A 22704-nucleotide genomic window follows, 5' to 3' on the forward strand; every position below is an offset into this window, starting at 1 on the left:
CGCCCTCCTCGTGGGGACCGATCACAGGTACGGCTCCCCAGGTTTCACCAGACCGGCGACGATGAAGTCCTCCAGGAACGACGGCAGATACCCCGTCGCGCGATGCTCGCCGATGACCTTTCCGCCTGGCCCCGTCCCCGTCCTGACGAACTGGAAGATCGGCCGGATACCAATCGTCCCGTCGTCCTCGATCCCGGACACCTCCGAGATGTCGGCGATCTTGCGGCTTCCATCGGAGAAGCGGGTCTGCTGCACCACGAGGTGGATGCTTCCCGCGATCTGCTCCCGGATCGCGCGCGAGGGCAGGTCCAGACCGCCCATGAGGGCCAGCGTCTCGATGCGCGCCACCGCTTCCGGGGGCGAGTTGGAGTGGGTCGTGGTCAGCGACCCGTCGTGGCCCGTATTCATGGCCTGGAGCATGTCCAGCGCTTCGCCGCCACGGCACTCGCCGACCACGATCCGATCGGGCCGCATGCGCAGCGCGTTCCTGACCAGATCGCGGATCGTGTACTCACCGCGCCCTTCCATGTTCGCGGGCCGCGACTCCATCCCCACCACGTGAGGCTGCCCGAGCTGCAGCTCCGCGGCGTCCTCGATGGTCACGATCCGCTCGTCCGACGGGATTGCGCTGGAGAGCACATTGAGCAACGTCGTCTTGCCGCTGCCCGTACCTCCCGAGATGATCACGTTCTTTTTGACGACGACGCTCCGCTCCAAGAAGCGGGCCATCCGCTGTGTGAGCGCACCGAAGCCCACCAGCTTCTCCATCGTCAGCGGCACCTTCGAGAAGCGGCGGATGGTGATGCACGAGCCGCGGAGCGCCAGCGGTTTGATCACCGCGTTGACGCGCGACCCGTCTTTCAGGCGAGCATCCACGAGGGGTGACGACTCGTCGATGCGGCGCCCGAGGGGCGTCACGATGCGCTCGATCACCGCCCGCACCCGCTCGTCGTCCGTGAAGCGCGCGCCGGTGTGGACGATCTTGCCGCCCTGCTCCACGTAGATCGTCTGTGGATCGACCACCATGATCTCGCTGATGGTCGGATCCGACAGAAACCGCTCCAGCGGCCCGAGGCCGAGCGCCTCGTCGGCCAGCTCGCCCACGAGGGAATCCCGGTCGATGCTCGGATCGAGACGCGAAGACATCTGTCCCACGATGCGTCGGAGCGCCACGAGCACGCGGGGCCTCATCGATGGATCGTCGAGCTTTGCGGCGTCGAGCTTCGCCAGATCGAGGTTCTCCAGAAGCTTCGCGTGGATCTCTCGCCGGAGCGCCGCGTACTCGTCTGTCGGCCTCGCCCCCATCGGCGCGTGCGCCGGCGCGGACACGGTCTCCCCGGCGGGACCCGGGTGAGGTGGTCCTCCCGGCGCAGCGCCATGCGGCGCCGGTCCCTGCATCGCGTGCAGGGGCAGCCCCAGGTTCGACGGTGGTGCTGGGGGCGGTCCCGCGGGGTGCCCCATCGACGAGGAGGGCGCGGGCGGTGCGCCGTGTGGCGGCCCGTGCGGATGCATCGCCATCGGAGGCGGCGTTGGCGGCGCGCCATGAGGCGGTGGTGGCCCGTGCGGATGTGCGCCGAGCGGCGCTGGGCCTGGTGGCAGCCCGTGCTGTGCGGGCATGCCCATCGACGAGGGGGCGGGAGGCGGCCCGTGCGAGGGCATGCCCATCGACGAGGGCGCAGGAGGCGGCCCGTACGGTGGCAACCCCAGGTTCGATGGTGGAGGAGGAGGAGGGCCAAAGGGCGGCGCCGTCACCGGGCCGACATTGCCGGGCGACGGAACGCCCGCCGAGAACATCGGTGGCACCGGCGGCGGCGGCTCCGGGGGAGGGCCAAGCCCGGCCCCCAGGATCACGCGCTCTGCTGGAAACTGAGGGGGAGCGCTCGGCTTGACGACGCCGGCCTCATGGACACGCGCCGGTGGCGGAGGAGGCGGTCGAGGCGCCGGTACCGAGTGCAGCGCGGCCGGCTGCGCCGCTGGCCCTGCTGCATCCCCCAGCTCCATTTGCGTTGCGTCCCCCGTCGTCGAGTCCCCCTCGGCATCGGTTCGCTGAGGGAACGCTGCTGCCATGATGGGGTTGGCGGTGCTCGTCTCGAGTAGGTGCCCAGGCATCGGCGGTGGGCGCGGTACCGGCAGCGGCCCTGGCGCCCCGGCCGGAGAGGTGGGCCGGAAGAGAATCGTGTGCGTGCCGATGATCACCGGCGTCCAGTAAGGCGCTTCGGTTGCCTCCTTGCGGATCAGGCGCTCCCCGACGATCGTCCCGTTGCTCGATCGGTCTTCCAGCCAGAACCCTTCGGGGCGCAGCTCGACCACCGCGTGCACGCGCGAGACCCGATCGCCATCGAGGTAGAGCGTGCACTGCGAGTGCCGGCCGATGGCGATCTGGCCGTTCGTCGTCAGCAGCTCGCTGCGCTGCGCCCCCTCTTCCGTCTCGATGTACAGCTCGAGATCCATCGACTGCTACTTCTTTGCGGGAGCCGGCGGGCCGCTGCTCCCGTAAGCGGGCGGCGTCTTCGAGAAGGAGTTCACCGTAGCGATCCCACCCGAGTATTCCTCGTACTGATCCATCGCCGCCTTGACCATGTCGTACGACGCCCGCGGCACCGACTCGACCACGCTCGGGATGATGAACAGCGCCCCCTCCACCTCTTCCTGGTTGTCGGAGTGGCTGCCGAACAGCACGCCGAGCACAGGGATGCGGCTGAGGTACGGCATGCCGTTGATCTGGTGGCGCTGACCGGACGTGCGGATCCCCGAGACGACCAGCGACTCGCCGATCTTCAAGAACACCAGCGTGGACAGCTTCGACGTGTTCCTGCCCGGCAACGTGGTCCCGGCCGAGGGGATCAGATCCGACACCTCGGCCGCCAGCTTCACTTCGATCTTGCCCGAGCGCGGGTCGTAGCGGGGCTGTACGGTCACGTTCGTCCCGTACTTGATCTGCTGGATGTTGACCGCGAGCCCCGTCGCGATCTCCACGTTGACCTCACCACCGCTCTCGAACGTGGCCTCGTTCCCATTGGTGGTGATCACCGCCGACTGCTTGAGGACCTTGGCCCACCCACGGCTCGCGGCGAAGTCCAGCGCCGGCAGCGGATGGTTGATCACCCGCGCGTTCGCGACCGGCGCGCGCGTGACGAAGTCGAAGGAGAACGTCGACTGGATGGGCGTGCCACCGAAGCGGCTCGGCCAGTCGATGCCCACGCCGTAGGCGGAGGTCTGGTTGTACTGAACGAAGAAGAAGTCGACCCGGATGTTGAGGTTCCGATCGACTGCGCCTGTCCCCACCGTGACCAGCGACTCGACCTGACCCGGATACAGATCGGCGATCTGCTTGATGCGGTCCATGTCGGCCTGGTTCTGGACGCCGCCTTCGATGAACAGCCGCGTCCCGATCCGCCGCACCCGGATGCCGGTGTAGCCCTGGAGCAGCTGCTCCAGCTCGCTCTCCACCTCGTTCGGCGCCTGCGAGTAAACGCGGATCGTCCAGTTCGTCTGGCTCCCATCGTTCTTGATGAGCAGCAGCGACGTCGTGCCCGCCTTCTGCCCGGAGATGATGAACTTCTTGCCGTCGGGCGTGGTCTTGATCTCCGCGATCCCGCCCGTGCCTTCCGAGTACTGCTTCACGTCGGAGGCGGGCAGCGTCTTGCTCTCCCCGACACCGAGGCTGATGCTCTTCTCCTCGGCTCGCCCCTCACCGGGCCGTGCGCCGGCAGGGGCGCGCTGGGCCAGCGCTTCGGCCGGAAACGTGGCGAGCGCCATCGTCGCGGCCAGCGTCACCGACGCACAGAAACCAGCACCCAGCGTGGACCATCGCAGCATTGCCGAACTCCGTCCGACCCCCACACCAACGCCCAGCCGCTCTCGCGCGCTCATGATTATCTCTCCGCCTCGATCTTCACTGGCCCGACGGGAGCCGCCTTGCGCACACCCTGCGCCTGACCGCGTGCCTGGACATCGGCGAGCGCCGACGAGCTCATGTCGGAAATTCCTTCGGTCACCCGCACGTCGTCTGGATTGCGGAGCGCGACGCTGAGCTTGCCCTTCTCCGTGGCCAGCGACAGCAGCTGCGCTTCCTGCACCGTGAGACTCAAGCTCAAGAGCAACTCGCTCTTGTCCTTGCTGTTGGCTCGCTCCACCTGATCGATGGTCGTGTCGGTCCCCACCGCGAGGACCAGCACGTTCTGCAGCAGCACCACCGACGACGTCTGCTCCTTGTTCACTCCGGAGGGCACCGTTGCCACCACGTCGATGCGATCACCGGGCTGGATCAGCGCATAGCTCTTGTCGGCGCGGCTGCTCGCGCTCACCGTCACGGCGCGCATCCCGGGCTGCACCAGCGAGCTCAGGTTCCGCCGCTCCTCCATGGCGATTGCCAGGTCGGTCCACATGAGCGTCTGCTGCGCTTGCACGGTCTGCCCCATGCGCAGGCCCACGATCTTCTCGCGGTCTTTTGCGAGAATGGCGCGGTCCTCCACGTAGGCGCGTGGAACCGAGCGCGTCGCCAGCATGTCGTCCGTGATGAGCGAGCCTGCGGGGACGGGCTTGAGCGCGGTCAGGAGCTGTATCGATTCGCCCCCGCGCGCCTCGAGCTCGAATCGATGCAGGTACGCGGCCAAGATCAGCGCGCCCATGGCGGCGACGATCAGCGCGATGAGGAGTGCGCGTCGGTTCATCGGGGCGGCAGCGTACCTGATCCCGCTCGAAAATAGGCATGCCCTGGACGGCTTGCGCGCGGGCGCCGCTCGCCTCCTGCGCAGCGCGGCATGCCCTCAGGCGGACACCCGGCGCTTCAGCTGCCAGGCATCTGGATCAGCGAGACCATGGTGCGGTTGTTGTTCTCGCGCGGCAGCACATAGAGGTGCGTGCCCTTCCGCCCATAGACGCGCTGACCCGTCGCCATCTTGGCGGCCAGGATCTCCCAGCCGTCCTCGATCAGGTCACGATCGTACTGCGCCACGATGGCCTCTGCGGGGGCCGCAGCGTCGTAGATCCGTACGCTGTAGGCGACCCCCTCCGCTGTCGCGGTGAGCACCCTCACGGAGCGCATCGGCCGAGGAACGCCTGGCAGGTCACTCCCGGGCGTGTCGGCGCCTTCAGGCACCATGTCGAAGAGGTTGAACTTTCCATCGGTCCACGCCGTCACGACGTGGGTTCCCCCCTCCTCGGTCCGTTCGGCGAACACATAGCGGAGGTTGCCAAACGCGCTCAGATCTCCCGAGGCGACGAAGGCGTTCAGCGCCGACACCCGCGCACCCATGCCCGTGGAGCCCTCGGGCCGCATGAAGCAGGCGACCATTCCTCGCTTGCCATTGCTGTGCCTGATGACTCCGACGCTCGCGCGTGCACGCTGCAGCTCCGTGAGCTCCTTGCGCGTCTCCTCGGGCAACCCGGGCAACGCCTCAGCAAGCTCGAGGGGTGTCTCATCGCAGCGCGCCGCCACGCGATCGAGCACGTCCTCGTGGTCCACGGGCTGCACCGTGCTCGACACGAAGATCCGCTGGCCGTTGAGGAGCAACGGCGTGTGGTGTCCGACGTCTCCGAGCCGCCCCAGCTCGGAGCCGATCTCCAGGAACGACTCCTTCACGCTCCCGTAGGCCGAGCGCAGCGCCAGCCCTCCCGCGAGCGCGGTGACGCAGGAGCAGTAGACACCCAGCCTGACGAGCTTCTTGAGCCGCGGCTCTCGGCGCGGCGACTTGAGATCTCGGTTCATCACAGGGTGGCCTTCATCCCATCGGGGGCATAGAGGTTCCAGAGAAACTCCGCTGCTCCGTCGAAGTCTCCGGTGACGGGCTTCTCGTTGCAGATCAGCGTCGTCGTCGTCGTCGTCGTCGCGTTGCCGGAGCTCAGGAGCGCGGGTCGGTTCACGCCCCCCACCACCGTCTCCGTGAGGAACCCGAACCCATCTTCGCAGAGCGCGGCGCCAGGCGCGCCCGCAGCCTGCTTCAGATCGATGCCCTCGCTGAGCGGCATCTGGCGTCCCGTCCCCGCCTCATCACAGCCGATGAGCGAGTCTGCCCAGATGCGCTCCATGGAGAGCCGGTGCGTGGTGAGCTTGCTCCGGTACAGATCGCCGATGAACACCATCGAGACGAAGATGAGGATGAAGAAGGGGATGACCACCACCCCCTCGACCATGGCCGCGCCGCGCTGGCGCCGTCGCCGCGCTGCCAGCTGGATCGCCCCGGCTCTCGCCCGAACTCGCGTCTCGTTCGCCATGGGAAACCCTCTTGTCCTTCAGTTGCCGAAGTCGAACCCAGCGAGGTCCAGCCGCCACTTCAACACCTTTCCGAAGAGCCCTTGGTTGATGGGCTCCTGGTAAGCGTTCAGCGTCTCCGTGGGCACGTAGGTCCCGTTCTCGCCTGCCGGGAAGTCCGCACCGAGGATGTCGACGTCGACGACGCCTTTGTCGGGCTGCCGGATGTACCGAAGCCGAGCGCGCCAGCGCATGTTCCAGAGCACGTTGTGCTTGTACTCGTTCCAGGTCATGCCGCAGGCCGCGCCGCCGGGAGCCCAGCAACGATCTTGCACGCGCGCATCTTCCGTCTGGTCGTAATAGAACTCGGCCTGCGAGATGCCCCAGCCCTCGAACTCCGCGGCGGGCAGCGTCTCTTGCGGCGTGCCAGCGGCGATGAGCACACCCCTGTCGGTCTTGTGCAGCATCGACGTGTCGGCCGAGACCATGGCGTAGACCTGGAAGAAGTCGTTGCCGTTGACCCCTTGCGGCGTCATCTGCTTCGCGCTCTTCAGCTCGGGCTCGGGATCTTTGTCGAGGTGCTCCTCGGGTTTGACGTCGTCGATCTTCTCCTGGTTCTTCTTGTCCTTGATCTGCTGTTCGGTCAGGCCCTGCTCTTCGAGGCACGCCTCCATGTCGAAGGTCTCCGCCTCACCGCCGCTGCCACCGCTGCCACCGCTGCCACCACCACCGCCGCTGCCGTAACCCCGGCGTCCGCGTCGGCCTCCGCCGCGGCCTCCGCTGCCACCGCTGCCCCCCGAGCCTCCCCTGCCTTCGTCGAATTTCTTCTGCTCCTCGTCGCAGATGTTCTTCTCGTTGAACACCTTGAGGCTGTTGCCGGTGTACGTCGTGTCGCCACAGAACTCCGTGGGGAAGTCCTTGATGAGCGCATGCACCGACTTCCCGGCCTTCTTCAAGATGGGCAGGTACTCCGGCGGGATGAGCTGCATGACCATCTCCGGTCCGATGGCTGCACCGCGCGAGCACGTGTTCTCGTAGGGCTCGTCCATGATGGGCAAACCGAGCCGCGGCATCGTCGGCGCCATCGAAGCGCTCAGCGCGATGCCGGTCGTCATCGGCTTGTAACCAGTGGCCACGGTGGTGCTCTCGGTGGCGGCGACCCACGGCGTGAGCTGTGCAATGTCACGCTGGGCTCGGCTGAGACCGGCGAGGAGCTCGTCCCCCTTCTCGCCCTCCAGCTCCTCCAGAATGTAGACGAGGCGCTTGTACTGGTTGGCCGCGTCTTTGGCGATGTTGCAGCTGTTCTCCGGCAAGTCGGTGGCTGGCGACGCGCACATCCAGCTCGCAGCGTGATAGACCATGCCGATGATGTAGTTCAGCGTCTTCGCCACCACGATCAGCGCCACGGAGGCCGCGATGATCAGGTTCAGCATGGCGATCATGTTCATGCCGCGCGCGTGGAACACCGCCGCCGTATAGGCCACGGCGTCGGCGCCCGCGTTCACCCGCGAGCGGTAGACGGCCGCGTCCCCGATCCCGATGAGGTACCAGAGGCACCCCACCAGGAAGATCGACATGAACAGCCCCATGACGACCACCGCGCCGCGGCGGTCACCGGGAAGATCCGAGAGGCGCCGCGGCGCTGGTTCGAGGGAGCGATGGTGGAGCATGACGCGTTCTCCTCGGCCTCAATAAATGAAGTCGGCGCCCTGGTTGGGCATGCTGGCCTCGGCTTCGAGGGTCCGTTGCCCGTCAAAGCCGCACGCAATGGTCCGACCCACGGGGACCTTGCATCCGTAGGGGTACTGCACCCTCAGCCGGACCATGTCGTCGCGGCCGTAGTTGTTCTTGTCGAACGTGACGTTCGTCTGGTTGGCGTTGCCGAGTGACTTGAGCGGGCCACGCGCGTCGTCCAGCACCATCTCGCGCTTCTGCGCCGTGACCGTCCCCTGCAGCGCACCCCCGTAGTGTGCGGGATTGTCGTGCAGGATGACCGCCGCCGTGCGCGACGCTCGGATCGCGGAATGCTGAACGATGATGCTCGCCGTCTGGATGAACCCGAACTGCACGAGCGCGAGGAACATCGTGAACAGTGGAAAGAAGGCACCGAGAAACTCGACGTAGACCGCGCCGCGCCGGTCCTCGACGAGCGAGGGTTTCTTTTCGGACGTCGTCGCCTCCGGCCGAGGGGCCGTCGAAGTGAGGTGCGTCGAGGCGAGGTGTGTCGAGCGCTGCCACGGAGCGCGGAGCCAGCGAGCCATCTAGGGTGCCCTCCAGTTCATGAGCACGGCGCAGCAGGTGCCGAGGAAGATGGCTGGCCCGAAGCGCGTCAACGTCATCATCTCGGGAGACACCTCCCGACGAAGGTGGCGGGGGAGGATCGGGTTCAGCGCGAGCGCTGCCGTGTTCTTCAGCGTACGCAGCAGCTTGCCCTCGTAGGCGAGGTAGCCCAGCCCGATCAGCAGGCCGGCGAAGATGGCGTAGTACTCCGCCTCGATCCCCACGAGCGGACGGAGGATGGCGCCGACCGCGGCCAGGAGCTTCACGTCACCCCCGCCGAAGGCGCGCCCCTCGCTCACCCGGTAGAGGAGCACAGGGACCAGAGCACACAGCACGGCGCCGAGGATCGACGACCCTGCGCCCTCCATGGCCGCCTGGAAATCTCGACCGGCGAGCAGCGGCGCGATGAAGTGCAGACAAGGCGCCACGGCGAGCGGCCCGAGGGTCACCCAGTTCGGGATCTCCCCTGTGCGCCAGTCGTACCAGGCGGCGATCGCGGTGATCACGATCGCGGACGCCAGGAAGTGGTGCTGCCCGAGCATCCCTCGCCATCCCTCGCCAGCGCGCGTCGTCAGACCATGAAAAACCAGCAGGCCGGCCCACGAGGCCGGCCTGGTAGACAGCAGCGACCACCGAGATCGCCGCGCCGTTTCCTACATGCCCTGGCCGTTGATGGCGCCCACGGAGTTCGCCTGCTCGTTGATCTTGTCGGTCACCCGGTTGCCGAAGATCTTGTAACCAGCGAGCGCGATGAGGGCGACGACGCCGACGAGGACGATGTACTCGACCAGGTTCGCACCACGGGTGTCTTTGAGGAAGTTCCGGTTCACCAGCGTCATCTTGTCCATGATCAGTCTCCTCGATATTGCCAGGGGGGGCGCTGCGCCCGTTCTCCGAACACGTGCGCGAACGCGCGCACTCTCCTCACGCGCGACTCATGGAGCTGCGACCAAGCGACGCGTTACTTCGTAGCTTGCGACCAGACCCGGCCCCAGGGCGAACAGGGCGAACGCCATCCCGAGCCCTACGGTCCCGACCAGGACCAGGTACTCGGTGGAGACGGCGCCACGAACGTCCTTGCTGAGGCTCCGTAGCGTTGCCTTGTCGGCCTTCTTCGTGGGAGCGCTCATCTTACCTACGACCCAGGGTACGCCTTCGTGCGACGCCACCGCAATGCGTACCCTGGCCGCCTCTCAAAAATTCACCTTGGGAATCGCAAAGATCGACTCTGGTGGCACGGCCAACTGCGGTGCGGGGGCATTCCTGGAGTTTTGCTGCAATCATGCACTCGAGTCCGGATGCTCCATGGCTCGGTGCGTCAGTTGATCTTGACGGGCCCCACCGGCTTGCTGGGCGCGTAGCGCACCGCCTTGGGAGCGACCACGCGCTCGAACTTCTGATCGAACGTGAAGACATCGTTGCGCTGGCCGACCGCGAACGTTCGCGCAGGGCTCTGGGGCATCAGCTCCGTGCCTTGCTGCTTCGTGTCGATGGTGAGATCGAACTGCTCCCCTGGCTGGAGCTTGAGCAGCACGTGCGCCGCTCCGCTCTCGTCGGTGCGTGCCACCTCGCGCCCGAGAAAGGTGATGGGCGTGTTCGGTGCGCCGTCGGCCCGAACGGCCACCACCACGCTGCGCGTCGTCGGCGGACACGACGCGAAGTACTCGGGGTTCTTCGTCGGATCGGCCAGACGCCGGAGCATCACCTGGGTGGGCCGCTCGGGTGAGGTGTAGCCCTCGGGGCAGGCCACGATGATGTCGAACAGCTCCCCGTCCCGACCCCCCAGACGCAGCTTGCCGACCCCGTTCGTGTCGGTCTGCGCCACCTTCTGGCCATTGTAGATGAGGTCCGCCCCCGTGAGCGGTCGGCCCGGATCGCTTTCCACCCGGATCGCGATCACCTGAGGCGGTGGCGGCGGCGGATCCAGGGCCTTGCACGCGAGAGGGCTCAGGGCGAGCGCGAGCAGCACGAGGCGGCGCATCACCTCAGTATACCCGCCCCGCCACCGACCAGGGGGCTCTGCGAAGCAAGCCCCTTACCACCGTCTCAGCCCTCGACCGGGCGCGCTCCGCCTCGTTCCTCGGTCGTCACGCCGCAGAGCGTCGCCAGGAGCGCCACGGCCGGGCCTCTCGCCGGCAGCCACCGGCGCAGCTCGTGCGGTCCAGCCTCGTCGAGCACCCGCTCGAGCTCGGCTCGCGCTGCCGCCTCCTCACCGAGCGCCACCAGCGCATGCGCCCGTGTCACCCGGTAGCGTTGTCGGACCTGCGGAGGCTCCCCGCGCTCCCGGTCCTGCCGGCCCACGATGTCCAGCGCCCCTGCCGCATCCCCCGAGCGTACCAGCACCGCCGCCCGCGCCGCCCGCAGCGCTGGTCGAACGGCCTCCGGCACCTCCCCGTCCTGCGCCTCCTCCAGCGCCATCGCCGCGGCGGTGACATCGCCTGCGCAGAGCCACCAGAACGACAGGTTGCCGAGCATCAACGCCCGCATCGGCACTGGCATCCACGCCCGCGGTACGGCCGAAAGCGTCCGCGCCGCCTCCTCGAAGCGCTCCTCATGAGCCAGCGCGTACCCCACCACCTGGGCGGCATACGCGTGGAGCGCGCGCGGATCCCCGGGGTGTGCCGGCCCCTGGGTCGCCGTCGCGTCGAGCGTCCGCGCGCCCTCCCGCGTCTCGTCCAGGATCTCCGCGGCCCGCCGCAGCGCCTTCGGTCGTGTTGCCGCCTCGTCCGCCTCGTTCTCCAGCCGCTCCAGCTCGAACGCGAGCCGCTCCCGGCCGACCCCGCCCACGAACAGCAGCAACGCTGGCAGCCACGCGCCCAGATACCCGAGCACCCACGGGTGGACGCCCGCCGCCGCGGCGAGCCCCGCGAACCAGCCGAGGAACGCCGCGCCGAACGCGATCGCCAGCCGATCCCGACGGCGCAGCTCCCGCAACACCGCGCTCGTCGTCAGCAGCACCACCGCCGCCCCGATGCCTGCGGGCGCCACGCGGGAGGGAGGCCACTGCGACGCGAAGAGCGCCATCACGCCCGCGCCCACCAGCGCCACGACCACCGCCACCTGCAGGGGGCGTCCCTTCATGCAGCCTGTCCCGCCATGCTCGGCATGCCGGGCCGCAGCGTACCTCCACGCGCCGCCGGGGCGTCGAGGAATCCTGGCGTCTGGGCCGTCTGGGCCAACCGCGGGCCCAGCGCGTCGGCCCGAGCGCACCCCCGCTTCGCTCACCGCACTGGCGACGAGGGCCCGTGCGGACCCTCGCGCGCCGGCTTCAGCGACCGCGCAGCTCCATCATCGTGCGGTGGAACTGATCCAGCCGCTGATCCACGGCGTGGAACACCGTTCCGGCCGGGTAGAAGCCCTCGGCGTCGTGCTCGCCCGCGGGGGTGCCGGTGATCAGCGCCACGCCGTCCTCCACCGTGGCCACCTCGTACAGGTGGAACTTGCCTGCCTCGATGGCGGCGACGATGTCCTGTCGCAGCATCACCGCATCGCGGTTCGTCCTCGGGATCAAGGCCCCCTGGGTGCCGGTCAGGCCCTTGGCGGCGCACAGGTCGAAGAAGGCCTCGACCTTGTCGTTGATCCCACCCACCGGCTGGATGATCCCCTGCTGATCGATGCTGCCCGTGACCGCCAGCTCTTGCCGGATGGGGACGCCCGACAGCGCGGAGAGCAGCGCGAACAGCTCGCTCAGCGAGGCGCTATCACCCTCGATCGGCTCGTAAGTCTGCTCGAAGACGAGCGACGCGCCGAAGGACAGCGGGCGCCGGTGCGCGAAGCGCAGCGCGAGGTAGCCGGTGAGCACCAGGACGCCCTTGCTGTGGATGGGCCCGGACATCTCCACCTCGCGCGCGATGTTCACCGGTCCCTCGCGGCCCGGGTACACCACGGCGGTCACCCGGCAAGGCCGCCCGAAGGTCTGCGGCCCGTCCGAGAGGACCGAGATGGCGTTGACCTGGCCGACCTTGGTGCCCGTCGTGTCGATGCGGATCGTGCCGTCGGAGAGCAGCTTGTGCATCTGGTCGCGGAAGTGACCGCCGCGCCGCTGCGCCGCCTCCAGCGCCTCGTTCACCATCGCGCCATCGATGACCGCGAGCTGCCGCTGCTGCGCGCGGTAGGCGGCCTCGAGCGCTACCTCCGCGATGAGACCGATCTGCGCGCTGACGCGGGTCTGACTCTCGGCGAGCCGCCCTGCGTGGAAGAGCAAGCCAGAGACCGCGTCGGCCGTGAGGGGCGGCAGCCCCCGATCCCGCGCGAGGTCGGCGAGGAACGCGGGGTACGACTGGAGGGCCAGCTCGATGGGCAGCGTCGACTCGAAGCGCGCCTCCACCTTGAAGAGCTGGGAGAACTCGGGGTCGGCCTCGTGGAGCTCGTGGTAGAGGATGGGGCTCGTCACGAGGACGACCTTCAGATCGAGGGGAATCTGAGGGAGGAGAAGCTCCTCGGCCGTCCCGCGGAAGTACGAGGGGTTGTGCTCGGGGACGATGAACTTGCCCGCGAGCAAGCACGCCTTGAGCTGCTCGTAGAGGGCCTCGTTCTTGAGCAAGGCGCCCGCGGGCAAGACGAGGTAGCCGCCGTTGGCCTGGTGCAAGGCGCCCGCCACGGCGAAGCCGGGCTCCGGGGGGAAGCCCTCGTCGGGGGGGACGTGGGTGCGGCCGAAGAGGGCGGTGAGCGTGGGGTAGGGGACCTCGATGACCGGCGCGCCGCTGCCCGGCTTGTGCTCGGTGAGCTGGGTGGGCACGACGATGCCGCGCGCGAGCGAGGCGCCCTCGTCGTTGCGGCTCTCGTCGACGAGCAGGCGCAGCTCCTTGGACACCACGGTCTCGACGTCGGCGAGGAACGCGATGATGTCGGCGCGCCCCTGGAACCTGTCGTGTACGGGCTGAAAACAGCCCTTCACCCCCTCGGCGATGAGGTGCTTGATCACGCCGCGGAGTTCGACCTCGGCGTCGTCTTGCACCGCCGCGAGGCGCGCCTCGAAGTCCTCGACGAGGACGGCCACCTCATGAAGGGGCTCCCCGGCGTCGTCGCCACGGAGCGAGGGCGTGGGGCCGTCATCGTTCGCGTCGCCGCCCGGGCCTTCGTCGTCGGAGAGCCGCTCGTCCGGTCGCGAGTTCGTCGCCGATCTGGTGGGCAGCGGCGTGCGCGACGACGTGGGCCCATGGTCGAGGGCGGCGTCTTGCCCACCGTCAGGGGACCGCAAGGCGTCCAGGCCAGAGGGCGTCGAAGCCGAAGCGCTCGGCGCCAAAGGCGGGGCAGACGAAGCGCTCGAAGCCGAGAGAGGCGATGTGGACGACGAGTCTCCCTGGGGGGCGCGCGTGCTCGCTGGCGGGGGTGGCGGAGAGGATGATGCGTGGGTCGAGGCCACCGCGCCGTGAGGCGCAGACGGTGCGGCGTCGGGCGAGGTGAGGACCGTGGCGCCCGCGGAAGGCCCCTGGGGAGCTGCGGGTAGCGCGCTGCTCGAGGCAACGTGGCCGCCGGCTTCCGGCGCCTCGACGCGGCCGTCGCTCTCCTGGGCTTTGGCCCGAGGCGCGTCGAGGTTGGCGCTGGCGGCGAGGGCGGCGCTCAGCGTCGCGGATGCCGCGGCATCGAGGTGGCGATTGCTGCGGGGCCTTGCGGTCTCCGGCTCGCGCTCGAGCGGGGAGAGCTGCACTTCATCGCCGTTGCGCACCAGGTCGAAGCCGAGTGCGCGGGCCGAGCTCCTGAGCTGCTCCTCGAGCTTGCGCTCCTCGGCGCGCACCCGCCGCTGGATCTTGGCGCGCGCCTGCTTGAAGCGCTCCCCTTCGGTGGAGCCGCGCAACGCGTCGACGAGCTTGGCGTGGAGCTCTTCCATGGCCTCGACGAACGGCCGCCCCTCGCCCGGCGGGAGCGAGAGCACGGTGGGCTCGCTCGGGCGGTGGGGGTTGGGTAGCAGCAGGAGATCGTCGGGCGTGGGCCGGGTGCAGGCGATGCGCTTGGCGACGGCGCGGGCGCAGAAGGTCCGGCCCGTACCCGGAGCGCCGACGACGACGACATGAAAGCGCGGCTGACGGATGTCGAGCCCGAAGGCCAGGGCGGTGAGGGCGCGCTCCTGTGAAGGCATGCCCGCGGGAAGGGGGGTGACGTCCTCGGTGGTCTTGAAGGGGAACTGGGTGGGGTCCAGGATCTTGCGGCACTCGCTGGCGGGCAGCTCGCGGGCGGACATAGGGGGCGCACCATAGCGCCTTCCATGCCAAGCGCGCATCCCTGGACGAGTACAGACGATTCTCTGGATGAGGGCATCCGGTGGACCCTTCCGCGAGGGGGCTCTCCGGGCCGTGTCGGAGCGCACCAGGACGTGCCCGGGCCACGATGAGAGGAGGGTGACCGCGCCGTCATGTCGAGGACGCGGTGGCGGGTCATGAGGTGCGCGGCGAGGTGTGCAGCGCGGGGGCGTGGGGGCTCGTGCTCGGTTCCCCCAGGTTCGTCCCGGGTCCTTGGGCAAGCGGTCGGCGAGGAAAGCAGGGGAAGCGGCCATCGAGAGGGGGCCGAAAGGCCCCTGCTCCCGGGGACGCCGTCTCAGGGCGCGGGTCGCGCGAGCACGCTCTGCAGCGTGGAAAGCAAGCCGTCGAGGCTGCACGGCTTCGGGAGGACGGCGGCCGCCCGGGCGGCGGCTTGCCCGGGTTCGCGCACGCCCGAGAGCAGGACGACGGGCACGTCCAGGCCGGTGGCCTCGAGCGCGTCCAGCACCTCGTCACCGTTCATCTCGGGCATCACCATGTCGAGGAGCAACACGGACGGGCGTGCACCACTTCGCAACCGAGCCAGCGCCGCGAGCGGGTCGGTGAACGCTTCGACCTGGTAGCCTTCGAACGTCAGGACATCCAGGATCGACTCCACGACGGCCGTGTCGTCGTCGATGACGTAGACCAGCGGAGCGGGTTCGGCGCGTGCCTCATGGTGCGGGTTGGGCGACCCCTCGATCGTCATGGCGCCCGAAGCGTACAGGGATGCACGACGCTGCGCACGATGCGGCGCGACGTCGAACGATTGTCCAGAGAGCTGGAAAACCTCGTAGGAACCTGTCCAGCCACCGGTCCGCAGGTTTCTCTTGCGGGTCCTTGCCGGCCTGATACCCCTGTAGGGTCTCTCCCGTGATGGCCGCAGTCGCTTGACTTGCCCGCTGTCCGGGTATCGAATTGTGGCCGGAAGGACCTTCCGCCCTTCTCCCTGGTAAGTATGCCGGACACCTCCACCAGCAAGATCAACGTCTACCTGATCGACGATCACCCTGTCGTTCGAGAGGGATTTGCCCGAGCACTCGCCGACGAGCCGGACATGGCCGTCGTGGGGCAGTCGGGAACCGCGGCCGATGCGCTGCGTGAAACGGCGCAGTGCAGGCCTGATGTCGTGCTTGTGGATCTGAACATTCCGGATCGGGATGGAATCGAACTCCTCGGCGCGCTGCGGGCGCAGCTGCCGCAGGCGAAGCTCCTGGTGCTGAGCGGCTACGACGACGAGTTCCGGGTGGCGGAAGCCCTGCGGGCAGGAGCCCAGGGGTACCTGGTCAAGACGTCGAAGCTCGAAGAAGTGATCGAGGGGATTCGTCGCATCGCGACCGGAGGCGCCCCCCTCTCCCCCCGCATCGCAGGCGCCGTGGTGCGCGCCATGCGGAAGCCGGCCAGCGAGGGGACGGGCGGACTCGATGCGTTGACGCCGCGTGAGCGACAGGTGCTGCGGCTGCTCGCTGCAGGGGTGTCCACCCGCGAGACGGCGGCGCGCCTGACCATCAGCCCGAAGACGGTGGAAACGCACCGCGTCCGCATCTACGCGAAGCTCGGCTGCAAGAGCGCCGTCGAGCTGACCCGCATCGCGGTCCGGACGGGCCTCATCGAGGCCTGAGCCGCCCGAGCGCGCCGCGCTTCTCGTTCTCGCCCTTTCCCTTCTCACATCCACCCCACCTGGCGCGGCTGCGGAGCTCTCCGCAGCGCGGCGGTGGTGCGTTCGCCCGAGCGGTGGTGCGTTTGCCCGAGCGGTGGCTCTCCCAGGCGGCGACGGACGCTACTGCCGGCGCGCCTTCTCTGCCTTGAGGAGTTCGTCGACGCGAATCCCGTCGATGGTGAGCCCGTCCAGCGCGCACCCCGAGATCTGCACGCCACGGAGGTCTGAGTTCTCGATGCGCGCGTCGCTCAGGTTCACGTCGACCCAGCGGCTGCGTGAAGCGTCGACGTCGTTCAGTCGGCCCTCGGTGAGCCGGGCATCGTCGAGGACGGCCCCCGCCAGATCCAGATCGTGCAGCGTCGCTCCAGCGAAGGAGGCATCCTCGATGCGGGCGCTGGCGAAGTTCGCGTTCTTCAGCGTGGCCTTCTCGAACGTGACGTCGTCGAGCCGAGCTTCCGCGAAGCTCACATTGTGAATGCTGGCGTGCTCGAGCGTGACGTCGTCCAGCGCGGCGTGGGCCAGGCTGACGTTGTGCAGACGGGCTCGTTGCAGGTCGACGTCATCGAACTCGGCGCCGGTCAGCGTCGCGTCCACGAAGCGCTTGGGCTTGTCCTTGGCTGCCTTGTGCTGATCGTCCTGCTTCTTCGCCATGCGGTCATGCTACCCGTAGCGGGCCTCTGGAGGTTCCATGTCGACCACACCCGCCCCCCTTCATCACGCCCTGGTCACCGCGCCTTCCACTGAGCCGGACCAGTGGATGCTCGTCCTGCACGGCATCCTGGGGTCTGGCGCGAACTGGCGGACCTTCGCCCGGCGCGTCGTCGAGGAGCGCCCACACTGGGGGCTGATCCTGGTCGATCTGAGGGCCCACGGTCTGTCGCAAGATCCCGCGCCGCCGCACACTCTGGACGCTGCTGCCGCCGATCTGGACCACCTGGTGCATTCCCTGGGGCGCGACGTGCGCGGCGTGATGGGCCACTCGTTCGGCGGCAAGGTGGCGCTCGCCTACGTGGCGCGGCGGGCCCGGGCCGGGTCGACGCTGGAGCGCGCGTTCGTGCTCGATTCCGACCCTGGCGCGCGGGCGGTGGGCCAGCGGGACGCGAGCTCGCGGGAGGTGCTCGACGTGCTCATGGCGCTCCCTCAGCCGATCGCTTCGCGCGAAGCCTTTCTGGAGCAGGTTCAGGCAAAGGGGTTGAGCCGGGGGGTGGCCGACTGGCTGGCGATGAACGTGCGGCGTGCCGAGGACGGCTTCCGGCTGCGGCTCGATCTGCAGGTGATCGAGGCGCTGCTCGAGGACTACTTCACCCGGGACCTCTGGCCTGCGCTCGAGGACCCAGCGGGCGCCCGCGCGGTGCGTGTGGTGCTGGGGGGCCGCTCGACCTCGGTGCCCGTGGAGACCCGCGCGCGGCTCGAAGCGCTGGCCGCCCAGTCGCCGCGGGTGAGCGTGCGGGTGCTGCCCGAGGCGGGGCACTGGGTGCATGTCGACGACCCCGAGGGCCTGCTCACTGCGGTGTCCGAGCTGCTCTAGGAAAACCCTGGTTCCCTCGGAGGGGCTCGGCTAACGCCAGGGATCGATGCGTATCGCCTCCTGGAACGTGAACTCGGTGCGGAGCCGGCTGGATCAACTGCTGGGCTGGCTGGCGCGCGCGGCGCCCGATGTGGTCTGCCTGCAAGAGACGAAGTGCGAGGACGCGCAGTTCCCCGAGGCCGCGCTGGCCGAAGCGGGTTACCGGACGGCGATCTTCGGCCAGAAGACCTACAACGGCGTGGCGATCGTCGCGCGCTTCGGCCTGTCGATCGACGACGTGAAGCGGAACCTCGACGGCGACGCGGACGACGCGCAACGACGCCTGATCGCGGCGACCGTGGAGGGCGTGCGGATCATCAACGTCTACGTGCCCAACGGCCAGTCGGTGGGGACCCCCGCGTTCGCCTACAAGCTCGACTGGCTGGAGCGGCTGCGCAAGGAGGTGGCCGAGCGTCACGATCCTGGGCAAGATCTCCTGATCTGCGGCGACTTCAACGTGGCGCCCGAGCCGCTCGACGTGCACGACCCGAAGCGCTGGGAGGGCAAGGTCTTGTTCCACCCGGACGAGCGCGCCGCGCTGAAGCGGCTGATGGACTGGGGCCTCGCAGACGCGTTCCGGGAGAAGCACCCGGATCAGAAGCTCTTCAGCTGGTGGGACTACCGGATGGGGGGCTACCGGAAGAACCACGGCCTGCGCATCGATCTCGCGCTGCTGTCTCGCTCGCTGATGGACCGCTGCGTGGACGTCTCGATCGACACCCGCCCGCGAGAGCTGGAGCGGCCGTCGGATCACACGCCGGTGGTGGTCGAGCTGAAGGACGAGGGCGGGACCTGAGCGGTCTCGTGCGCGCGGAGTCCGCGAATGGCCAGAGTCGCGTACGAAGGGTTCACGATCGCGCTGCCGCCCGGCTGGGGTGAGATGGTGGAAGACGCGACGTTCGCCGACACCGCGGAGCTCCCGCCGGTCGCGTTCGGCGCTGAAGACGGTGTGGGGACGTTCCACGTGATGGTCCCGCTGCTCGAGGAGGAGGATGTGCCGCCTCCCGAGCCCGCAGCCCTCGAAGCGCTGGTGCGCGAATGGGGGGAGCGGCGCGGGATCGTCACGCCGCTGTCGACGCACGCGGGGCCCCATCCTCAAGGCGCGATCGCCGAGGGGTCGTTCCGGGTGGGGAACGAGCTGGTGGCCGTGTGGTTCGTCTCCGATGGCAGCTCGGTGGTGTGCGCGAGCTACGTCTGCGGGTGGGACGACCGTGAGGTGGAGCGGGTGGAGCGCTCCCAGGCGGCCGCGTCGTTGCGGTTGGACTGACGGAGCACACTCGGGGCGAGAGACAGCGGGTGGGGGGCTCCGTCGATGTGTCGCTCGGCGGGGAGCGGTCGGCGCTTCGGTTTCCCAGGGGGAACGACCAGCGGGACGAGTCAGTGCGCCGCGTTCCTGGGGTGAATGACCACCGGGGAAGGGCGGCGTGTCGCGTTCCTGCGGTGAATGAGGGGTGTGAACGGTCGGAGCGTCGGTTTCCTGGAGTGAACGACTGCGGGGAATGGCCCGAGTGTCGGTTTCCTGCGGTGAACGACCATGGGGAACGGTCGGAGCGTCGGTTTCCTGCGGTGAACGACCATGGGGAACGGTCGGACCGTCGATTTCCTGCGGTGAACGACTGCGGGGAACGGCCCGAGCGTCGGTTCCCTGTGGTGAACGACCATGGGGAACGGTCGGAGCGTCGGTTCCCTGCGGTGAACGACTGCGGGGAATGGTCGGACCGTCGATTTCCTGCGCTGGACGAGTACGAGGACGGATCGGAGCGTCGGTCTCCTGCACTCGGAGGCGACCACCGACGCGCAGGTTCCTCGTTGTGTAGGGCTTGCGTGCGATACGACGGGTCGCAGGCCTCGATGGCCCACCACGACCGACGCCGCGATGGATCTGTCAGTCGTAGACTTCGCTCGCAGCGGCTGACTCAGGGGAGCCTGGAGCCCCAGCCGCCGGAGAGCCCGCGCTCCGGACGAACGACTCCTCGATGCACGTGCCTCGCATCGTCTCCGGGCAGCCGATCCGGATGTGGAAGTGATCGTCGTGAGAGCTGTCCTTGGGGCTGATGAGCGTGGCGAGGGCACGGTCGAGCAGCTCCTTCGGAACCTTCTTGCGCGCGGCGTGCGCGAGGAGGCGGGTGCGGAGGCCGGACGAGACGATGAGATAGCGGATGTTGACGTTGCGGTCTTCGAGCAGCGCCTGGACGAGGGCCCAGTTGCGCGCATCGTCGAAGCGCGCCCAGCTCGGCGTCCCTCGTGACTCGCCAGCGCCGTCGAAGGCGACGAAGCGCTTGAGCTGGATGGGTTTGCCCCGGGAGTTGGTGGCATAGAAGCCGAGATCGGCGTCACGCCCCGTCTGGTGAGAGCGGTGCCCGTCGAGCTCCCCACCGCCTTGCTTGGAGAGGTCACCGACGAGGAGCACAGAGTGGCCGAACTTCTTGTTGACGCTGGTGGCCGCGCGCTGGAGCGCTTGCACGAGCTGAGGGACGCCCCACGTGCGGGCGCCCGGGCGGACCTCGAGGTGGCGCGTGGAGCGCAGGCGCTGACCTCCTTGAAGCTGGCCGCGGTTGGGCGCGCCGAGGGACATGGAGCCCTTCGGCTTCTTGTCGATGATCGTGCCCGTCTTGGCGCCTCTGCTGGACGCTTCGCCCTTGGCCTTCTGTTGCTGAGGAGGGCCGACCTTCTTTCCCGTCGAAGAAGACTCCGGCGCGGGTCGTCGCGGCGGCGTTCGCTGTTGCTCCTGGCTCTTCGCGTGAGGGCTCTGCGAGGGCGGAGCTGCGCTCGCTGCCGTGGTGGCGAGAAGCAAAAGCGTCGAGAGGGCCGGCGCGAGCGCGCGGGGAGGCCAAAGAGAGAGGCGCCGGAGCATGCGCGCTGGACGCTACCGCGAGCGGCGGTGGACCGATAGACGGTGCCGCGCGAGACATGGTTCGAGCCGAGCGCAGCCGATGCGAGGCGCGCTCGGCCCACTCGGCATGCGACCGATGGCGCAGCGGGTCAGATGGCGCGGCTGAGGGAGAAGTACGCCCCCTGGTCCACGCCCTTCTTGAACGCCTTGCCGACCACCACGCCCTTGGCGACGCGGCGCATGTAGTCCTTCATGTTCCCGTAGACCGCGGTGGAGAGGCCCGAGGTGTTCGGTTTGTAGGCCGGCCATCCGGCGGGCTCGCCAGGAGGGGGCTCGGTGTAGTCGAAGTACAGCTCATCCGGCGCAGGTGCCTCACCGCTGGGCGGCTGGACGATGAAGTACCCAGGCCCCGTCACGAAGGACATGGTCTGGTGGTTGTACCCGACCACCGCATTCCCCATCCGGGTGAACCGCTTCTGGAAGCGGGAGAACAGGGGCAAGGAGTTGCGCCCCTCGTAGATGACGACCCCGGTCTCCGAGGGCGGCACGAGGTCGTCGATGGAGCTGAGCGGGGAGCCTTCCATCGCATCGTAGAGGCGCCCGACCCACTTTCCGGTGACGGTGAGCGCCTCCTCCACGCGGGCCTGCGGAGAGAGCGCATCGAGAAAGCGGGTGATCTCTGCCGCGGAAGCCCGGTCGGCGAGAAGCTGTCGGAGAGAGGCCGTTCCGACGGCCGAAGTGGTGGCGGTGGCAGACATGAGCACGATCATACCGCATTTCGCTCCACGTCGTCTTGACAGGGCGGGGTCAGGCAGGTAGAAGCGTCCCCGCTCGCCCCCACTGGGGGTTGGCAGGAGCGCCCGTAGCTCAGCTGGATAGAGCGTCGGACTTCGAATCCGAATGTCGCCTGTTCGAATCAGGCCGGGCGTGCCGGGCTCGACGGACGGCAGAAAATCTGCGAGAGCTCCGGAAGCTGCTTTGACAACCTGAATTCTGGGCCATTAGCTCAATCGGTAGAGCAGTGGACTCTTAATCCATTGGCTGAAGGTTCAAGTCCTTCATGGCCCACCCAGATTGATTCGTGAAATCGACCGATCCGTGAGATTGGTCAGCTCCGCGCGAGAGCGTGACTGGAGCAAGCAACCAGAAGCCCGACGACCTCGAAATCGTCGGGCTTTCGGCTTTTTTTTGCTTCTGAAAGAGGGTCGTTCCCGGCCGCGGAGGATGAGCGTTCCTCTGGCCACCACTGCCGCTCGTGGCCAGGGCTCCTGGCTGCCGGCGCCTCGCTCGGACTTCCTGCGGAAGGAAGCCCGAGCGCCGAGGTCACGTGTCCAGCGATCCCAGCAGCCAGTGGGCGGGGGAGTCGGGCGACTCGTCGAAGTAGTAACCGCGGATGCTCTCGACCAGCTCGCTGGCGGTGATGAGCCCGTCTTTGTCCTTGTCGATGCGGTGGAACGCCGCCCGAGAGACATCCTCCGGCACGTTCATCAAGGAGCTCATCCAGCGGATCTCTTCCGAGGCGGTGAGCTTCCCATCGCCGTCCTGGTCCGCGATGGCCACGACCGCGTCGATGTAGGGGACATAGCCCTGATCGAACGACTCGGGGGTCTCGAGCAGGCCCGCGGCGAACGCGGCCTTGTACTCCTCCAGGCTGATGCTCTCGTCCGCGTCGCGATCCGCGACCTTCTTCAGGTGCTCCCACAGGCCCAGGCTGATCTCGATCAGCTTCTGGCGGGCGGGAGACTCCGGTCCGTGACCGAACTCCTCGGCCATGCGGGTGGCCGACGCCTCGAAGTCATGTCGTTGCAGGAAGCCATTGCCATCATGGTCGTGCGCGCGAAAGCGGCGCTCGAGCCGGCGTTCAAGGAAATTGGTGGTTTTGGTCACGTTTGAGCGATATCAGGGCTTCGAGGGAGGTGTCAATTGTCGAGCCTG

At 68.3% G+C, this 22704-nt stretch carries 23 protein-coding genes and 2 tRNA genes; 7 read left to right on the forward strand and 18 right to left on the reverse strand.

The features are described 5' to 3' along the window. Positions 1–21: 21 nt before the first annotated feature. The 14 genes from CMC5_RS03195 to CMC5_RS03260 all read right to left on the reverse strand — a co-directional run bounded on the left by CMC5_RS03195 (position 22) and on the right by CMC5_RS03260 (position 15418). Positions 22–2451 (reverse strand): TadA family conjugal transfer-associated ATPase, encoded by a 2430-nt coding sequence (locus CMC5_RS03195; protein WP_050429028.1) that lies wholly within the window; start codon positions 2449–2451, stop codon positions 22–24. A 6-nt stretch (positions 2452–2457) separates the two neighbouring features. After that, a complete protein-coding gene (locus tag CMC5_RS03200; RefSeq protein ID WP_050429029.1) occupies positions 2458–3873 on the reverse strand; it encodes a type II and III secretion system protein family protein in 1416 nt (471 codons plus the stop codon). A gap of 2 nt (positions 3874–3875) precedes the next feature. Continuing rightward, the gene (cpaB, locus tag CMC5_RS03205; RefSeq protein ID WP_050429030.1) at positions 3876–4673 is read right to left on the reverse strand and encodes a Flp pilus assembly protein CpaB; all 798 of its coding nucleotides are present in this window, start codon (positions 4671–4673) and stop codon (positions 3876–3878) included. A 116-nt stretch (positions 4674–4789) separates the two neighbouring features. After that, on the reverse strand, positions 4790–5710 hold the full coding sequence (locus CMC5_RS03210; protein ID WP_050429032.1) for a hypothetical protein: 921 nt from the start codon (positions 5708–5710) through the stop codon (positions 4790–4792). Then, positions 5710–6216, reverse strand: coding sequence for a hypothetical protein (locus CMC5_RS03215; RefSeq protein WP_050429033.1), 507 nt, complete (start codon positions 6214–6216; stop codon positions 5710–5712). The genes CMC5_RS03210 and CMC5_RS03215 overlap by 1 nt, the downstream gene beginning before the upstream one ends. Before the next feature lie 18 nt (positions 6217–6234). Beyond that, positions 6235–7863 (reverse strand): TadE/TadG family type IV pilus assembly protein, encoded by a 1629-nt coding sequence (locus tag CMC5_RS46360; RefSeq protein ID WP_050429034.1) that lies wholly within the window; start codon positions 7861–7863, stop codon positions 6235–6237. Between the two features lie 18 nt (positions 7864–7881). Further along, positions 7882–8454, reverse strand: a complete 573-nt coding sequence (locus CMC5_RS03225) for a TadE/TadG family type IV pilus assembly protein (RefSeq protein ID WP_050429035.1) — start codon at positions 8452–8454, stop codon at positions 7882–7884. Then, a complete protein-coding gene (locus tag CMC5_RS03230) occupies positions 8455–9015 on the reverse strand; it encodes a prepilin peptidase (RefSeq protein WP_050429036.1) in 561 nt (186 codons plus the stop codon). Positions 9016–9126: 111 nt separating this feature from the next. Then, positions 9127–9321 carry a Flp family type IVb pilin gene (locus CMC5_RS03235; RefSeq protein WP_050429037.1) on the reverse strand — a complete coding sequence of 65 codons (195 nt, stop codon included), beginning with the start codon at positions 9319–9321 and terminating at the stop codon, positions 9127–9129. Between the two features lie 87 nt (positions 9322–9408). After that, a complete protein-coding gene (locus CMC5_RS03240) occupies positions 9409–9603 on the reverse strand; it encodes a hypothetical protein (protein WP_050429038.1) in 195 nt (64 codons plus the stop codon). Positions 9604–9791: 188 nt separating this feature from the next. Next, a complete protein-coding gene (locus tag CMC5_RS03245) occupies positions 9792–10454 on the reverse strand; it encodes a hypothetical protein (RefSeq protein WP_050429039.1) in 663 nt (220 codons plus the stop codon). 65 nt (positions 10455–10519) lie between these two features. Next, the gene (locus CMC5_RS03250) at positions 10520–11554 is read right to left on the reverse strand and encodes a hypothetical protein (RefSeq protein WP_050429040.1); all 1035 of its coding nucleotides are present in this window, start codon (positions 11552–11554) and stop codon (positions 10520–10522) included. A 187-nt stretch (positions 11555–11741) separates the two neighbouring features. Beyond that, positions 11742–14654 (reverse strand): ATP-binding protein, encoded by a 2913-nt coding sequence (locus CMC5_RS03255; RefSeq protein ID WP_169796444.1) that lies wholly within the window; start codon positions 14652–14654, stop codon positions 11742–11744. 353 nt (positions 14655–15007) lie between these two features. Then, positions 15008–15418 carry a response regulator gene (locus CMC5_RS03260; protein ID WP_050429041.1) on the reverse strand — a complete coding sequence of 137 codons (411 nt, stop codon included), beginning with the start codon at positions 15416–15418 and terminating at the stop codon, positions 15008–15010. 249 nt (positions 15419–15667) lie between these two features. On the opposite strand from CMC5_RS03260, the gene CMC5_RS03265 reads away from it, so the two are divergent. Beyond that, positions 15668–16330 carry a response regulator gene (locus CMC5_RS03265; RefSeq protein ID WP_245678261.1) on the forward strand — a complete coding sequence of 221 codons (663 nt, stop codon included), beginning with the start codon at positions 15668–15670 and terminating at the stop codon, positions 16328–16330. Positions 16331–16489: 159 nt separating this feature from the next. On the opposite strand, the gene CMC5_RS03270 is transcribed toward CMC5_RS03265, so the two are convergent. Next, positions 16490–17020, reverse strand: coding sequence for a pentapeptide repeat-containing protein (locus CMC5_RS03270; RefSeq protein ID WP_050429043.1), 531 nt, complete (start codon positions 17018–17020; stop codon positions 16490–16492). A gap of 37 nt (positions 17021–17057) precedes the next feature. Here CMC5_RS03270 and CMC5_RS03275 point away from each other — a divergent pair, with 37 nt between their 5' ends. Genes CMC5_RS03275 through CMC5_RS03285 form a run of 3 tightly spaced genes read left to right on the forward strand, consistent with a single transcriptional unit; the run spans position 17058 to position 19203 of the window. Further along, positions 17058–17897 carry an alpha/beta fold hydrolase gene (locus CMC5_RS03275; RefSeq protein WP_050429044.1) on the forward strand — a complete coding sequence of 280 codons (840 nt, stop codon included), beginning with the start codon at positions 17058–17060 and terminating at the stop codon, positions 17895–17897. Positions 17898–17943: 46 nt separating this feature from the next. Beyond that, positions 17944–18732 carry an exodeoxyribonuclease III gene (gene xth, locus CMC5_RS03280; protein WP_050429045.1) on the forward strand — a complete coding sequence of 263 codons (789 nt, stop codon included), beginning with the start codon at positions 17944–17946 and terminating at the stop codon, positions 18730–18732. 27 nt (positions 18733–18759) lie between these two features. Then, on the forward strand, positions 18760–19203 hold the full coding sequence (locus CMC5_RS03285) for a hypothetical protein (RefSeq protein WP_050429046.1): 444 nt from the start codon (positions 18760–18762) through the stop codon (positions 19201–19203). A gap of 618 nt (positions 19204–19821) precedes the next feature. Here CMC5_RS03285 and CMC5_RS03290 read toward each other — a convergent pair. Next, entirely contained in the window at positions 19822–20790 is a 969-nt protein-coding gene (locus CMC5_RS03290; RefSeq protein WP_050429047.1) for a penicillin-insensitive murein endopeptidase, read from the reverse strand. A gap of 128 nt (positions 20791–20918) precedes the next feature. After that, entirely contained in the window at positions 20919–21527 is a 609-nt protein-coding gene (locus tag CMC5_RS03295) for a hypothetical protein (protein WP_156338116.1), read from the reverse strand. 98 nt (positions 21528–21625) lie between these two features. Between CMC5_RS03295 and CMC5_RS03300 the strand changes: the two genes are divergently transcribed. Beyond that, positions 21626–21699 (forward strand) — tRNA-Arg (locus CMC5_RS03300). Positions 21700–21764: 65 nt separating this feature from the next. Further along, positions 21765–21837, forward strand: a tRNA-Lys gene (locus CMC5_RS03305). A gap of 255 nt (positions 21838–22092) precedes the next feature. On the opposite strand, the gene CMC5_RS03310 is transcribed toward CMC5_RS03305, so the two are convergent. Beyond that, a complete protein-coding gene (locus CMC5_RS03310; RefSeq protein ID WP_342673929.1) occupies positions 22093–22542 on the reverse strand; it encodes an EF-hand domain-containing protein in 450 nt (149 codons plus the stop codon). Between CMC5_RS03310 and CMC5_RS47200 the strand changes: the two genes are divergently transcribed. Continuing rightward, positions 22522–22662 carry a hypothetical protein gene (locus CMC5_RS47200; protein WP_245678634.1) on the forward strand — a complete coding sequence of 47 codons (141 nt, stop codon included), beginning with the start codon at positions 22522–22524 and terminating at the stop codon, positions 22660–22662. The genes CMC5_RS03310 and CMC5_RS47200 overlap by 21 nt on opposite strands. The last annotated feature ends 42 nt before the right edge of the window (positions 22663–22704 follow it).

Source organism: Chondromyces crocatus (genome assembly GCF_001189295.1).
GTDB classification, from domain to species: Bacteria; Myxococcota_A; Polyangia; order Polyangiales; family Polyangiaceae; genus Chondromyces; species Chondromyces crocatus.

Coding starts and splice junctions, on each gene's coding strand:
- CMC5_RS03210 (WP_050429032.1), bottom strand. CDS start 5,710: ATGAACCGAGATCTCAAGTCGCCGCGCCGAGAGCCGCGGCTCAAGAAG.
- CMC5_RS03310 (WP_342673929.1), bottom strand. CDS start 22,542: ATGGCCGAGGAGTTCGGTCACGGACCGGAGTCTCCCGCCCGCCAGAAG.
- CMC5_RS03240 (WP_050429038.1), bottom strand. CDS start 9,603: ATGAGCGCTCCCACGAAGAAGGCCGACAAGGCAACGCTACGGAGCCTC.
- CMC5_RS03250 (WP_050429040.1), bottom strand. CDS start 11,554: ATGAAGGGACGCCCCCTGCAGGTGGCGGTGGTCGTGGCGCTGGTGGGC.
- CMC5_RS03245 (WP_050429039.1), bottom strand. CDS start 10,454: ATGCGCCGCCTCGTGCTGCTCGCGCTCGCCCTGAGCCCTCTCGCGTGC.
- CMC5_RS03195 (WP_050429028.1), bottom strand. CDS start 2,451: ATGGATCTCGAGCTGTACATCGAGACGGAAGAGGGGGCGCAGCGCAGC.
- CMC5_RS46360 (WP_050429034.1), bottom strand. CDS start 7,863: ATGCTCCACCATCGCTCCCTCGAACCAGCGCCGCGGCGCCTCTCGGAT.
- CMC5_RS03225 (WP_050429035.1), bottom strand. CDS start 8,454: ATGGCTCGCTGGCTCCGCGCTCCGTGGCAGCGCTCGACACACCTCGCC.
- xth (WP_050429045.1), top strand. CDS start 17,944: ATGCGTATCGCCTCCTGGAACGTGAACTCGGTGCGGAGCCGGCTGGAT.
- CMC5_RS03290 (WP_050429047.1), bottom strand. CDS start 20,790: ATGCTCCGGCGCCTCTCTCTTTGGCCTCCCCGCGCGCTCGCGCCGGCC.
- CMC5_RS03260 (WP_050429041.1), bottom strand. CDS start 15,418: ATGACGATCGAGGGGTCGCCCAACCCGCACCATGAGGCACGCGCCGAA.
- CMC5_RS03285 (WP_050429046.1), top strand. CDS start 18,760: ATGGCCAGAGTCGCGTACGAAGGGTTCACGATCGCGCTGCCGCCCGGC.
- cpaB (WP_050429030.1), bottom strand. CDS start 4,673: ATGAACCGACGCGCACTCCTCATCGCGCTGATCGTCGCCGCCATGGGC.
- CMC5_RS03230 (WP_050429036.1), bottom strand. CDS start 9,015: ATGCTCGGGCAGCACCACTTCCTGGCGTCCGCGATCGTGATCACCGCG.
- CMC5_RS03200 (WP_050429029.1), bottom strand. CDS start 3,873: ATGAGCGCGCGAGAGCGGCTGGGCGTTGGTGTGGGGGTCGGACGGAGT.
- CMC5_RS03235 (WP_050429037.1), bottom strand. CDS start 9,321: ATGGACAAGATGACGCTGGTGAACCGGAACTTCCTCAAAGACACCCGT.
- CMC5_RS03255 (WP_169796444.1), bottom strand. CDS start 14,654: ATGTCCGCCCGCGAGCTGCCCGCCAGCGAGTGCCGCAAGATCCTGGAC.
- CMC5_RS03275 (WP_050429044.1), top strand. CDS start 17,058: ATGTCGACCACACCCGCCCCCCTTCATCACGCCCTGGTCACCGCGCCT.
- CMC5_RS03295 (WP_156338116.1), bottom strand. CDS start 21,527: ATGTCTGCCACCGCCACCACTTCGGCCGTCGGAACGGCCTCTCTCCGA.
- CMC5_RS03215 (WP_050429033.1), bottom strand. CDS start 6,216: ATGGCGAACGAGACGCGAGTTCGGGCGAGAGCCGGGGCGATCCAGCTG.
- CMC5_RS03265 (WP_245678261.1), top strand. CDS start 15,668: ATGCCGGACACCTCCACCAGCAAGATCAACGTCTACCTGATCGACGAT.
- CMC5_RS03270 (WP_050429043.1), bottom strand. CDS start 17,020: ATGGCGAAGAAGCAGGACGATCAGCACAAGGCAGCCAAGGACAAGCCC.